The following is an 11996-nucleotide window of genomic DNA, read 5'->3' on the forward strand; positions in this document are numbered from 1 at the left end:
TAATTAATACATAAGCGTTATCATTGGAGGCAAATATGAATAAAGTACATGGGGATGTCGTCCGTTATATGAGGATCAGATCTTTTTGGGCCTTTCTTATCTGGGTGATTGCAGCTATTGTTGCAAGTGTCGCTGCCTACCATTTCAATTGGTCGGACTGGGTATATTGGGGCGCCTTGATTTGGTTATCTATATTCCTTGTCGTAAACACTTTAATCCGCCCGCGTGTCTATTATCAGGTAACTCGTTACCTGTTGAAGGAAGACTATATTTTGGTTAAAAAAGGATTTTTTAAAGTATCGACACGCATGGTACCAATTAGGCGCATCCAAGGGGTGAAGCTCTCTACAGGCCCAGTTTCAAGAAAGTATAATCTTGCTGCCTTAGAAGTAAAGACAGCAAGCGCGGGACTTATGCTACCACCTTTGAAAACCGAAGATGCTTCAAGGCTGAAAGAAGAAGTCATCGAACTAGTAAAGGAGGAACATACCGATGTATAGTCCTCAGAAACTCCATCCCATTGCTTACCTTGGAAGTGTGGTTAATGGTCTTAAAAATCTATGGATTCCTCTGCTTATAATTGTATTTCAATCATGGGACTCAATCAGTTCTGGTAGCTTCTTGCTCAAGTATGTACTTATAGTTGCGGGTGCTATCGTTCTCGCAGTCATTATTTTTGGTGGCATGGACTTTTTGAACAAGTATCGTACGCGTTTTTGGATCGAGGACGGCAAATTCGTCTATAAAGACGGTGTCATTACTAATCGGGAAAAAGAACTTGATATTAGAAGAATCCAGTCAATCGATTTCAGTGAACCGATTTTTCACCGTATTTTTGGTGCAGTAAAGTTGGATATCATTACGCCTGGGGACAGTATAAAAATCGACACCATGAAAAAATCCCAGGCAATTTCACTACAGGAGATACTCTATAATGAAAAATCCCACATCCATGACACGGTGGAAGTAGGTGACTCGAGCGAATGGCCGAGGGAGAAAGAAGACGAGAGTCATGCTAAAGAAACGAGCTCTGAGCCACTGTATCGTATGAGTGGCAGGGCGCTTTTACTGATGAGTATGACGAGTGGCGCACTGGGTACATTTATTGCCCTGGTGTTTGGTTTTATCAATTTAATTGGTGCTAATTTCTTGATTGAAAGGTACTTCGATTATTTCGAAGAGACAATCGCCAGTGTTGCGCTAGCCGTCACACTCGCCATTGGTCTTTTCATGGTCGTCGGGTACGCTATCGGTACTTTGATTATGGCAATGAAGTACTATAACTATACTCTTAAGATGAAGCAGGAGGACTTGATTGTCGAGTATGGTCTGCTCGAGAAGAAGCATCAGAGTGTTAATATCGCTAGAGTTCAAAACATTATTATCAAAGATTCCATCATTCGAAGACTACTTGGATATTATTCGTTGTCGGTCACCATAACAAGTGATTCACTCGATAGTGATGACATCGACGGTACGGTCGACTTGCTTCCATTCATAAAGCGGGATAAGCTCTACGAAATCGTTCACCATATCTTTCCCAACTATCACGTACAAGCCCCACCAGCTAAAGTGCCAGCACGGGGCTATAGAAGGTACTTTCAAATTCTAACGACTTTATTTCTGCTGTTTACAGCATTGGTTCAGTATTTTTGGTTCGAGTACGCTTGGATTGCCGGACTAGTGCTCATTTTGATCCACGTCACATCAGGTATATATAGTGCACGTAATAGTGGATATGAAATTCACGACGAGGATATTAATCTGATGACTGTCGGCTTTTTCAAACGTTCTCATTATGTCATCAAGCAAGAGAAGCTAATCGAAGCGGAATGGATCAATAATCCGTTTCTGCGTCGAGACAATCTTGGCATCATTACACTCGTTACTGCGGCAGGTATGCTCGGTTCACGAGCGACACTCAAATTCATTGATCAGAAAGATATAAATACAATCTGGGACTGGGCGGAAAGGAGTACCTCACATGCAGAAGATTTCTCCAAAAGCAATTAAGGTGTGGCGTATCCGCGAAGGGATTGCTGCTGGCATTGTACTATTGATTGCAGTGGCAGCCCTGATTGTCAGTCAGTTTGTCTGGGAAGCGTTCCCTTGGTGGATATCGTTGGTGCTATTCATCGTTGCTATTTATATTTCAGTAGTTCACGTATGGCTACTGCCGAGATTGAAGTACAAGTATTTTCGTTTCCAAGTGTCGATGGATGAAATTCGGATCCATCAAGGCATCTTCTTCAAAGAGAAGCTTGCTGTGCCGTTGTTCCGTGTTCAAAACATCGATACGACGGTCGGTCCATTGATGAAACGGTATGGACTGAAGGGTGTAACACTGAAAACATCTGCTGAGAGCATTCACATACCGGAACTTGAATCAGAGGAAGCGGATATGATACGTAATGATATTAGGAAGCTGATCAATGAAAATACGAGGCAAACACTATGATTAAAGGACTCGGAACAGATATAATAGAGATAGATCGTATAAGAAGTGTGGAAGGTGAAAATCTGAGACTTTCTGCACGAATCCTTGCACCAGAAGAAATGGATGTATACAATGGTCTATCCAAGGTTAGTAGAAGAATGGAGTATCTGGCAGGTCGTTTTGCCGTCAAAGAAGCATATAGCAAAGCGCTCGGGACAGGCATCGGGAGCAACGCTGCTTTCAAGGATATCATCTGTCTTAATGACGAGAAAGGAAAGCCTTTCATTGCGAATAATCCTAGAGCCCACGTATCCATCTCACATTCCAAAGCGTACGTGGTAGCAACAGTCATAATTGAAGATTAAGGAGCATGGCCATGTCGGAAAAATATTATAGGAATTCTGTAGTAGAAGTGGACTTGGAAGCGGTACACCATAATTTTAAAGCTATCCAGTCGTTGCATGAAGGCAAGACATTCATTGCTGTAGTAAAGGCAAATGCATACGGTCTCGGAAGCGCCCGGGTAGCAGAGTATCTTGCAGCAAGAGGCGTTGAATTTTTTGCAGTGGCAACATTGGATGAAGCCATTGAACTTAGAATGCATGGTATAAAAAAGAAGATTCTTGTACTCGGGCCTATCATTCCTAAGGATATCAACAAGGCTATTCAGCACCGTGTAGCAATTACTGCACCGAGTCTCGATTGGCTCCAGCATGCACAATCGTACGTCGGAGACATGGATGACAAGGAGGTATGGATTCACATCAAAGTGAATAGTGGTATGAATCGTCTTGGCACCTCCGATACTGATGAAATTGAGAAAATGGTCAATATCATAGAGGAGTCGACCCATCTGGTTTACGAAGGAATCTACAGCCATTTCAGTTCCGCAGACATTGATTCTACCCAGAACGATAGAGAGTATGAAAAGTTCAAGCATATCACTTCCTTAGTCAAAAAGCCGCAGTACATCCACGTCCAGAACTCCGCTGGAGCACTCCGTCTTTCCGATGACTACTGTAATGCAATAAGGGTAGGCATATCGATGTATGGCTATTACCCATCCGATTACGTTGAGAGGATTTCAAAGGTGCAGCTTAAGCCTTCTGTTAGCTTGAGGACTGAGGTAGTAGATACACATGTGCTCGAGGCGGGAGAGGGTAACAGTTATGGCCTTGATTATAATGCTAGGGCGGGCCAAAAGATAGCCACGTTGCCGTTAGGTTATGCGGATGGCTTTCTAAGAGCACGAACAGGATATATTGTCTCTCTCGAAGATGGGACTTCCTGTCCTGTTGTCGGAAAAGTGTGCATGGATTACATCATGATCGAGGTGCCTGATTCCGTACAACTTGGAGATGCTGTCAATGTCATCAGCCCGTACAGAAATTCTGAGCAATCCATGGAAGCTTACAGTAACTATGTCGGGACAATACCATATGAATCATTGTGCATGTTGTCAAGGCGTCTGCCACGTATCTACCGTGGAGAAGGTACTCCTTCCGTCAATAACGAAGTTTTAAAATAATCTAGAAAAGATGGTATGCACATGTTATCCTTAATATAAGTTAAAGATGTTATTGAGGAGTGATTTGGCAATGACGAATATGACTTTGATAAGTAGCATCGAGCATTCTCTTGAGCACGGATATATTGAAATGAGTGAGATCAACCTTGCGATTGCATCAGAAAACCACGAAGTAGAGTGTGAAGCCTGGCAGCGTAATGAAGATTTTCTCGTTTATAGTAAAGATGGTGAATAGATGAAAAGAGGAGAAGTATACCTTGCCGACCTTTCGCCGGTTCAAGGATCGGAACAAGGGGGCAAGCGCCCGGTCGTCATCATCCAGAATAATGTTGGCAACCATCACAGTCCCACAGTGATTGTTGCCGCGATTACCGGTAGGATCAACAAGGCGAAGATACCAACGCATGTTGAAATTTCGAAGGATGCATATAATCTGGACAAGGACTCGGTGATTCTTCTGGAACAGATTAGAACAGTGGACAAGAAAAGGCTTAGGGAAAAGCTTACATATTTAAACGAAGATAAGATGAAGGAAGTGGATAAGGCCCTGATGATCAGTCTTGACCTTGTAATCTCCAAATCCAAGAAATCGCAATCTAAATCCTGATGGACTTTTGTGTACAAAAGTCTTTTTTCAGTGTGAGGTGTTGGCATGACATATATTGATAATATCGTAAACAACTATAAAAGTATTATCCAGCTGTATCTGTATGGAGACCAGCAGGAAGAAGCTATTGAGAAATGCCAAACGTTTAGTGAAGAGGTCATAGAAATGGATGCCTCTCCGGATGAAATCGTGTCACTTCATATAGAGTTACTGGATAACATGGGTATTCACGATGGAAAACTGGTCAAGAAATCCTTGGATATACTACAGGAAGTTATCATTTCTTTCGGTTTTACTTACAGGGACTACAAGTCCATGATGAACAAACTCGAGATTCACGACAAAGAGATGGATGTTGCATCGAGCCTTCAAGAAACGATGCTGAAGACTGCTATTCCAACATTCGATACAATGCAGCTCGGTGCAATCAGTGTACCGGCGAGAAAAGTGAGTGGCGACTACTTCAACATTATTGATCATAAGGATGGCATGCTAAGTTTCGCCGTAGCTGACGTTATCGGCAAGGGTATACCTGCGGCAATTGCTATGAGTATGATTAAATTTGGCATGGACTCCTACGGGTACTCGCAGTTACCGAGCGATAGCCTAAGGAAGTTGAATCGTGTTGTGGAGAAGAACGTCAACCAGAATATGTTTGTCACAATGTTCTACGGCCTTTATGACCACAGTACCGATTTGATGTATTACTCTTCTGCAGGTCATGAGCCAGCGCTCATTTATCGTTATGAAGAGGATGAGTTTGAAGAAATTGATGCGAAGGGTGTAGTCCTTGGTGTCAAGGTACATGCCAGATATGAACAAAGAGAAACAAAAATTGGTCCGCAAGATATGATTATTGTCTTCACAGATGGTGTTACCGAGCTCAGGAAGCACGATGATACTTTCATAGATTTCGAAAACGTTAAGGATATGATTCGCGAGGCGCGCGATCACCACCCCCAGGATATTGTTCAATATATCTATGAGTCTTTAATGCGCATACAAAATCCAAACAAGAAGGATGACTTAACGCTTTTCATATTGAAAAATAATAAAAAGATAGATTAATTATGTTTTACTCCGTATAACAAGGGGTAAACGACTAAGGACATATGTATTCTACTGAATGGGAGTGTAGTTTTTATGAACATTAATATCAATACAACAGAGAATGAGCAAGAGTATTTAATAGTAATTGAAGGTGAACTGGATGTCTATACTGCACCAGAACTGCAGCAAGTTCTGGAACCAATTAGACAATCAGGAAGCCACGACATAAAGATAGACTTAACAGATGTAAATTATATGGATTCTACAGGTCTTGGAATTTTCGTAGGTACTCTTAAAGATCTTAATCAGCATGACAAGGAGCTATATGTAATAGGTGTATCCAAAAGAATACTTAGGTTGTTTGAAATAACGGGACTAAGAGATCTAATGCATATTAATGAAGCCTCGGAGGTTGAGTAAGTATGGCACAGCAGTACGATTATATAGAAATGAAATTTCCGTCCAGTGCAGAATACGTTGGTTTGATTAGATTGACACTCTCAGGGGTTTTGTCAAGGGCCGGAGCAAGCTATGATCAAATCGAAGATTCTAAGATTGCTGTTTCAGAAGCTGTAACGAATGCTGTTAAACATGCGTACGGCGAAGACGAGACAGGTGAGATACTTATCGGCTTCGCGATTTATAGTGATAAAGTGGAAATCATTGTTGCGGATCACGGTCAAAGCTTCAACTACGAATCTGTTAGAGAGGAGCTTGGTCCATATTCAGAAGATGATAATGTGAACTATTTAAGAGAAGGCGGTCTAGGTCTATTCTTGATTGAAACATTAATGGATGAAGTTTATCTTAAAAAAGATCCTGGCGTCACAATCAGCATGACGAAGTTTATTAACGAAAGTCAGGTGCATTCGAATGGAGAAACAATCGTCAATCGATAGAGGACTTGCTGCTGAAGATATCAATGCGCTGATTCGGAGCCATCAGGAAGAAGAAAATCCGACTGCCCAGTCGAGACTTGTTGAACACTACCAGAAGCTGATCGAATCGCTTGCATATAGATATTCAAAAGGGCAAAGCCACCACGAAGATCTTGTACAGGTCGGGATGGTTGGTCTTCTCGGAGCGATTAAAAGATTCGATCCATCATATGATAGAAGATTTGAGGCGTTTCTTGTACCTACTGTTGTGGGTGAAATAAAAAGGTACTTGAGGGATAAGACATGGAGTGTGCATGTTCCTCGCAGGATCAAGGAGATTGGTCCAAAAATTAAGAATGCTAACGATGAACTGACGAACCGTCTGGAACGTTCTCCGCAGATTAATGAAATTGCAGAATACCTTGAGGTATCTGAAGAGGATGTTCTTGAAGCCATGGAGATGGGGCAGAGCTACAATGCGCTCAGTGTCGATCACTCCATAGAAGCAGACAAGGATGGCTCTACCGTCACACTCCTTGATGTGATGGGACAGGCAGATGACAACTACGATCTTTCTGAGAAGCGGCTTATACTGGAGAAAGTCCTTCCGATTCTTTCAGAACGCGAACGTGAAATTATTCAGTTCACCTTTATGGAAGGTCTGAGTCAAAAGGAAACCGGTGAAAGGGTCGGCTTGAGCCAAATGCATGTATCGCGACTGCAGCGAACGGCAATCAACAAACTGCGTCAGGCAGTCAACGAATAATTAGTATGCACCGAACCTCATCTTTAGGGATGAGGTTTTTAATTTTATAGAAGGTATGCTAAATTTATTAGATATCAAAGCAACTAGGAGAGATTAGATGAACGAAGTATTAATTAGAGAACTGAAAAGTTCTGTGGATAAGCAGGAAAAATACATCCGAGGTGTCATTGATCTTCTTGATGCGGGTAACACAATTCCTTTTATTGCCCGCTATAGAAAAGAGATGACGGGTGGTATGGATGAACAGGAAATTAAAACTATCCACGACCGGTTCGCATATCTTCAAAGCCTAGAAAAAAAGAAAAACGAAGTTCTAAAGCGCATTGATGAACAAGGTCTTCTGACAGAACAATTAGAGCAAGACATCATGAAACAAACTGTACTAAATAGGGTAGAGGATTTATATAGACCGTTCAAACAAAAAAAGAAGACCCGGGCGACAGAAGCGAGAAGAAAGGGTCTAGGGAGTCTGGCTGAAATCATTTCCAAACAGCAGACAGAGGATATCAAAGCGCAAGCACTTAAATTTCTCAGTGACGAAGTAGAATCTACAGAGGAAGCGATTAAGGGTGCGCAAGATATCATAGCTGAAGAGATATCAGATAATCCCAAGTATCGTAGCTATATATTGAAAGTTTTTAAAGAAACAGCTGACTTGACGACAAATAAAAAGAAAAATTCCGAAGATCAGAATAGTGTTTTTGAAATGTACTACGCCTATGCAGAACCGATTGATAAAATTGTGCCCCATCGTATACTGGCTATCAATCGGGGTGAAAACAACGGAATTTTAAATGTCAGATTTGATTATGATATTGATCGATTCAAACGTTATATCGGTAACCAGGTCCTGAAAGAAAAGTCGAAGACTGCAACATACATGAGGGTGGCAATTGAAGATGCTCTGAAACGTCTAATTATGCCTTCTATTGAAAGGGAGACTAGACAAAGCTTGACTGAGTCCAGTGAAAAACATGCTGTACATATTTTCGAAGAAAATCTCAAGCGACTGCTTCTTCAACCGCCTTTGAAGAATCACATCATTCTCGGAGTCGACCCTGCATTCAGAACAGGGTGCAAGCTCGCTGTAATTGACGCTTCTGGTATGTTTCTTTATAAGGGCGTAATCTATCCACATCCACCACAAGCAAAAAAAGAGCAGGCACGTAAAACAATAATGGATATCATAGCTGATTATGGGGTTACATTGCTTGCGATTGGAAATGGAACAGCGTCGCGCGAAACAGAACTGTTTATCAGTGAAATTGTTAAACATGAGAATCTGAATGTGCAGTTTATCATCGTTAATGAAGCCGGAGCCAGTGTATATTCTGCTTCAGATGTTGCAAGGGAAGAGTTCCCGGATTTTAATGTAGAAGAGCGTAGTGCGGTATCTATTGCAAGGAGAGTGCAAGATCCTCTGAGCGAGCTTGTTAAGATTGATTCAAAAGCAATCGGCATTGGCCAATATCAGCATGATGTTAATCAGAAATTTCTCGATGAATCGCTTAACTTCGTCGTTGAAACATCAGTAAACCAAGTCGGTGTAAATGTAAATACGGCTTCCCATATCCTGCTACAGCATGTAGCTGGACTCTCTCCTACAATAAGCAGAAACATTGTAAAGTATCGCGAAGAACAGTCTGCTTTCAAATCACGTGAGGAAATCAAAAAAGTGCCGCGTCTTGGTAACAAAACGTACGAACAGTGTATCGGTTTCTTGCGAGTATTCGAAGGGGAGGAACCACTTGATCGTACGCCAATTCATCCTGAACGTTACCAAGAAACATATCAGCTGCTTGAATTTTTAGGAATGAAGCGTTCTGATCTTGGTACAGATTCACTGATCAACGCAGTTGAAGAAATCAATCTTGATCAGACGGCAAGAAATTTAAAAATCGGTGTTCCAACGCTAAAGGACATTATAGATAGTCTTAAAGCACCAACTCGGGATATTCGTGATGATTACGAAGTACCATTGCTTAAATCAGATGTTTTGAAGATGGAAGATTTGACTGAAGGAATGAAGTTATCTGGGACGGTACGTAATGTAACGGATTTTGGGGCATTTGTGGATATAGGAGTAAAACAGGATGGTCTAGTGCATATATCAAAGATGACGAGCAAGTTCATCAAACATCCAATGGAAGTTGTAAACGTTGGAGACATTGTCGATGTAACAGTCACCGGTGTTGATGCCGAGAAGGGTAGAATATCATTAAGTATGAAATAAAAAAGCTCCCAATCGATCGATTGGGAGCTTTCTGATATTTACTTATCGCCTTCAAGGTCGACATCATCGATACTGATGCCCATTGCTTTTGCAACACCACGGCCATAAGCTTGATCTGCTTTGTAGCAGTTTCTGATATGGCGATGCTTCACTCTATCGGAAACACCGTCCATTTCATTTGCAGTATTTTCAAAGATAATTTGTTTCATTTCATCAGACTGAAGATTAAAGAGTTTGCCCGGCTGCTCGTAGTAGTTATCATCGTCGTCACGGAAGTTATGCTCATAGACAAGTCCTTCCATTTCGAGCGCTGGCTGCTTTGCATTGGCATCATCTTTATATTGATCATAGCTGTTTGGATAATAGTTTGTATGTGAACCCATATTACCATCGACACGCATTGCACCGTCACGGCTGAATGGGCAGACATTTGCTGCACCCTTAGGAGAGTTAACTGGAATCTGGTGGTGGTTAACACCAAGACGGTAGCGCTGAGTATCTCCATAAGAGAACAGACGGCCTTGTAACATCTTGTCAGGTGAGAAGCCGATACCAGGTACAATATTTGTTGGTGCAAATGCAGCTTGTTCAACTTCTGCAAAGTAATTTTCAGGGTTGCGGTTCAATTCAAACTCACCGACTGGAATGAGTGGGAATTCATCTTTATACCATACTTTTGTCAGGTCGAACGGATTATGGTAGTGGTTTTTCGCTTGTTCTTCAGTCATCACCTGGATAAACATCTTCCATTTAGGAAAATCGCCTTCCTCAATGGCATTGAAAAGGTCTCTTTGTGCAGATTCACGATCTTTTGCGATTACTTGCTCGGCTTCTGAAGCGGAAAGGTTCTCAATTCCTTGTTGGCTCCTGAAGTGGAACTTGACCCATACACGTTCATTGTCAGCGTTGACCATGCTGTAGGTGTGTGAACCGAAACCGTGCATAGTTCTGTATCCTTTAGGAATACCGCGTTCTGTCATAAGTATTGTCACTTGGTGCAACGCTTCAGGTAACAGGGTCCAGAAATCCCAGTTACTTTCAGCATTATGCATATTGGTTTTAGGGTCACGTTTGACGACGTGGTTGAGACTTGGGAAAAGTTTAGGATCGCGGAAGAAGAATACAGGTGTATTGTTCCCGACAAGGTCCCAGTTACCTTCTTCAGTGTAGAACTTAAGTGCAAATCCACGAATATCTCTTTCTGCATCTGCGGCACCGCGTTCACCGGCTACAGTTGAGAAACGTGCAAACATTTCCGTCTTCTTACCAATTTCGCTGAATATGTTTGCTTTTGTATATTGGGTAATATCGTCTGTTACTGTAAATGTACCAAAAGCACCGGATCCTTTTGCATGCATCCGTCTTTCAGGAATAACTTCACGGTCGAAGTGGCCCATCTGTTCAAGGAAGAATGGATCCTGCATGACCATAGGACCACGTGGGCCAGCAGTCATGGAGTTTTCTCGATCTCCAACGGGTGCACCGAATAGTGTAGTTAGACGATCGCCAGGTTGGTTTTTACCTTGCTCTCTAGGTTCGGTGCCGCCACCTGCACGCGCATCACCGGGCTGATTTTTTGGCTGTTCAAAGTCCATTGATAAATCCCTCCAAGAAGATATTCATAATCCTTGTTTAGAATTATTATAAATAAATAGTAACACATTGTTAGCAAAAAACAATACTAAAAGCTATAAATATTTTCTTAGATGTATTCATGATATACTAAGAGGGTGGCTTGAGGAGGAGAATGTTAATGAAGCATATGGAGATTTCCAAAAGTCATTATATAGGAAGAAAAGTATCTACTGAGAAAATGAATCAGCAATTATTGAGTTTCTGTAAAAAAGTATTAAAAACGTATTGACTTTAACGTCAAATGGCTTTATTATAAATAACGTTGCATTATTCATATGGCCCGTTGGTCAAGCGGTTAAGACACCGCCCTTTCACGGCGGTAACACGGGTTCGAGTCCCGTACGGGTCACTTTTAAAAAGTTTTTATAAAAGCATTGACAATGCATACTGTAAAGTGTACAATATTTTTTGTCGCTTAAAAGAGATATCAATCACATGCGGTTGTGGCGGAATCGGCAGACGCGCTAGGTTGAGGGCCTAGTGGGAGTTAAATCCCGTGGAGGTTCAAGTCCTCTCAGCCGCATCATTATTTAATTATATAAACTACGCGGGTGTAGTTAAATGGTATAACCTCAGCCTTCCAAGCTGATGTCGTCGGTTCGATTCCGATCACCCGCTCCATTAAATTATTCGATGGTGTAAAATTGACTCTTGAATAACTTTGATAAATAGCGTAACATAGTAAGAGTGCTTCAAACAGAACATTGAAAACTGAATGACAATATGTCAACGTTTAATTCCGATAAACGAATGGGTGACCATTCAACTTGGGCGTCAAGTAAAACCGCAACGGAGTCAGCGAACTTCCAATTATGGAGAGTTTGATCCTGGCTCAGGATGAACGCTGGCGGCGTGCCTAATA

The 11996-nt window shown here is 41.8% G+C and carries 13 protein-coding genes and 3 tRNA genes; 15 read left to right on the forward strand and 1 reads right to left on the reverse strand.

Annotated elements, in window-relative coordinates:
- The first annotated feature begins 35 nt into the window (after positions 1–35).
- The 12 genes from ACFOJ8_RS02345 to ACFOJ8_RS02400 all read left to right on the forward strand — a co-directional run bounded on the left by ACFOJ8_RS02345 (position 36) and on the right by ACFOJ8_RS02400 (position 9499).
- Complete coding sequence (locus ACFOJ8_RS02345; protein WP_380652149.1) at positions 36–500, forward strand: PH domain-containing protein; 465 nt, start codon at positions 36–38, stop codon at positions 498–500.
- Complete coding sequence (locus tag ACFOJ8_RS02350; protein ID WP_380652152.1) at positions 493–2013, forward strand: PH domain-containing protein; 1521 nt, start codon at positions 493–495, stop codon at positions 2011–2013. The genes ACFOJ8_RS02345 and ACFOJ8_RS02350 overlap by 8 nt, the downstream gene beginning before the upstream one ends.
- The gene (locus ACFOJ8_RS02355) at positions 1985–2458 is read left to right on the forward strand and encodes a PH domain-containing protein (RefSeq protein ID WP_380652154.1); all 474 of its coding nucleotides are present in this window, start codon (positions 1985–1987) and stop codon (positions 2456–2458) included. The genes ACFOJ8_RS02350 and ACFOJ8_RS02355 overlap by 29 nt, the downstream gene beginning before the upstream one ends.
- A complete protein-coding gene (acpS, locus tag ACFOJ8_RS02360; RefSeq protein WP_380652156.1) occupies positions 2455–2802 on the forward strand; it encodes a holo-ACP synthase in 348 nt (115 codons plus the stop codon). Before ACFOJ8_RS02355 ends, acpS begins: the two co-directional genes overlap by 4 nt.
- A gap of 11 nt (positions 2803–2813) precedes the next feature.
- The gene (gene alr / locus ACFOJ8_RS02365; protein ID WP_380652159.1) at positions 2814–3965 is read left to right on the forward strand and encodes an alanine racemase; all 1152 of its coding nucleotides are present in this window, start codon (positions 2814–2816) and stop codon (positions 3963–3965) included.
- 70 nt (positions 3966–4035) lie between these two features.
- On the forward strand, positions 4036–4200 hold the full coding sequence (locus tag ACFOJ8_RS02370) for a hypothetical protein (RefSeq protein WP_380652162.1): 165 nt from the start codon (positions 4036–4038) through the stop codon (positions 4198–4200).
- On the forward strand, positions 4201–4572 hold the full coding sequence (locus ACFOJ8_RS02375; protein ID WP_380652165.1) for a type II toxin-antitoxin system PemK/MazF family toxin: 372 nt from the start codon (positions 4201–4203) through the stop codon (positions 4570–4572).
- A 54-nt stretch (positions 4573–4626) separates the two neighbouring features.
- A complete protein-coding gene (locus ACFOJ8_RS02380) occupies positions 4627–5640 on the forward strand; it encodes a SpoIIE family protein phosphatase (protein WP_380656983.1) in 1014 nt (337 codons plus the stop codon).
- Between the two features lie 75 nt (positions 5641–5715).
- Positions 5716–6042: an anti-sigma factor antagonist gene (locus tag ACFOJ8_RS02385; RefSeq protein WP_380652168.1), complete on the forward strand. Its 327-nt coding sequence runs from the start codon at positions 5716–5718 to the stop codon at positions 6040–6042.
- Positions 6043–6044: 2 nt separating this feature from the next.
- The gene (gene rsbW, locus ACFOJ8_RS02390) at positions 6045–6521 is read left to right on the forward strand and encodes an anti-sigma B factor RsbW (RefSeq protein ID WP_380652170.1); all 477 of its coding nucleotides are present in this window, start codon (positions 6045–6047) and stop codon (positions 6519–6521) included.
- Entirely contained in the window at positions 6496–7266 is a 771-nt protein-coding gene (gene sigB / locus ACFOJ8_RS02395) for an RNA polymerase sigma factor SigB (protein WP_380652173.1), read from the forward strand. The genes rsbW and sigB overlap by 26 nt, the downstream gene beginning before the upstream one ends.
- Positions 7267–7363: 97 nt before the next feature.
- A complete protein-coding gene (locus ACFOJ8_RS02400; protein WP_380652176.1) occupies positions 7364–9499 on the forward strand; it encodes a Tex family protein in 2136 nt (711 codons plus the stop codon).
- Between the two features lie 38 nt (positions 9500–9537).
- On the opposite strand, the gene ACFOJ8_RS02405 is transcribed toward ACFOJ8_RS02400, so the two are convergent.
- Positions 9538–11094 carry a catalase gene (locus ACFOJ8_RS02405; protein ID WP_380652179.1) on the reverse strand — a complete coding sequence of 519 codons (1557 nt, stop codon included), beginning with the start codon at positions 11092–11094 and terminating at the stop codon, positions 9538–9540.
- A gap of 317 nt (positions 11095–11411) precedes the next feature.
- On the opposite strand from ACFOJ8_RS02405, the gene ACFOJ8_RS02410 reads away from it, so the two are divergent.
- From ACFOJ8_RS02410 to ACFOJ8_RS02420, 3 genes are all read left to right on the forward strand, one after another.
- Positions 11412–11483, forward strand: a tRNA-Glu gene (locus ACFOJ8_RS02410).
- Between the two features lie 88 nt (positions 11484–11571).
- Positions 11572–11657: transfer RNA gene (locus ACFOJ8_RS02415), tRNA-Leu, on the forward strand.
- A 24-nt stretch (positions 11658–11681) separates the two neighbouring features.
- A tRNA-Gly gene (locus ACFOJ8_RS02420) sits at positions 11682–11755 on the forward strand.
- Positions 11756–11996 lie beyond the last annotated feature (241 nt).

The sequence above is a fragment of the Salinicoccus sesuvii genome (assembly GCF_042648145.1).
In the GTDB taxonomy this organism is placed as follows: domain Bacteria; phylum Bacillota; class Bacilli; order Staphylococcales; family Salinicoccaceae; genus Salinicoccus; species Salinicoccus sesuvii.

What these genes read in the sequence shown, in the direction of transcription:
- ACFOJ8_RS02400 (WP_380652176.1), top strand. Translation starts at nt 7,364, where the DNA reads ATGAACGAAGTATTAATTAGAGAACTGAAAAGTTCTGTGGATAAGCAG.
- acpS (WP_380652156.1), top strand. Translation starts at nt 2,455, where the DNA reads ATGATTAAAGGACTCGGAACAGATATAATAGAGATAGATCGTATAAGA.
- ACFOJ8_RS02385 (WP_380652168.1), top strand. Translation starts at nt 5,716, where the DNA reads ATGAACATTAATATCAATACAACAGAGAATGAGCAAGAGTATTTAATA.
- ACFOJ8_RS02405 (WP_380652179.1), bottom strand. Translation starts at nt 11,094, where the DNA reads ATGGACTTTGAACAGCCAAAAAATCAGCCCGGTGATGCGCGTGCAGGT.
- ACFOJ8_RS02375 (WP_380652165.1), top strand. Translation starts at nt 4,201, where the DNA reads ATGAAAAGAGGAGAAGTATACCTTGCCGACCTTTCGCCGGTTCAAGGA.
- rsbW (WP_380652170.1), top strand. Translation starts at nt 6,045, where the DNA reads ATGGCACAGCAGTACGATTATATAGAAATGAAATTTCCGTCCAGTGCA.
- ACFOJ8_RS02350 (WP_380652152.1), top strand. Translation starts at nt 493, where the DNA reads ATGTATAGTCCTCAGAAACTCCATCCCATTGCTTACCTTGGAAGTGTG.
- ACFOJ8_RS02355 (WP_380652154.1), top strand. Translation starts at nt 1,985, where the DNA reads ATGCAGAAGATTTCTCCAAAAGCAATTAAGGTGTGGCGTATCCGCGAA.
- ACFOJ8_RS02370 (WP_380652162.1), top strand. Translation starts at nt 4,036, where the DNA reads ATGACGAATATGACTTTGATAAGTAGCATCGAGCATTCTCTTGAGCAC.
- sigB (WP_380652173.1), top strand. Translation starts at nt 6,496, where the DNA reads ATGGAGAAACAATCGTCAATCGATAGAGGACTTGCTGCTGAAGATATC.
- alr (WP_380652159.1), top strand. Translation starts at nt 2,814, where the DNA reads ATGTCGGAAAAATATTATAGGAATTCTGTAGTAGAAGTGGACTTGGAA.
- ACFOJ8_RS02345 (WP_380652149.1), top strand. Translation starts at nt 36, where the DNA reads ATGAATAAAGTACATGGGGATGTCGTCCGTTATATGAGGATCAGATCT.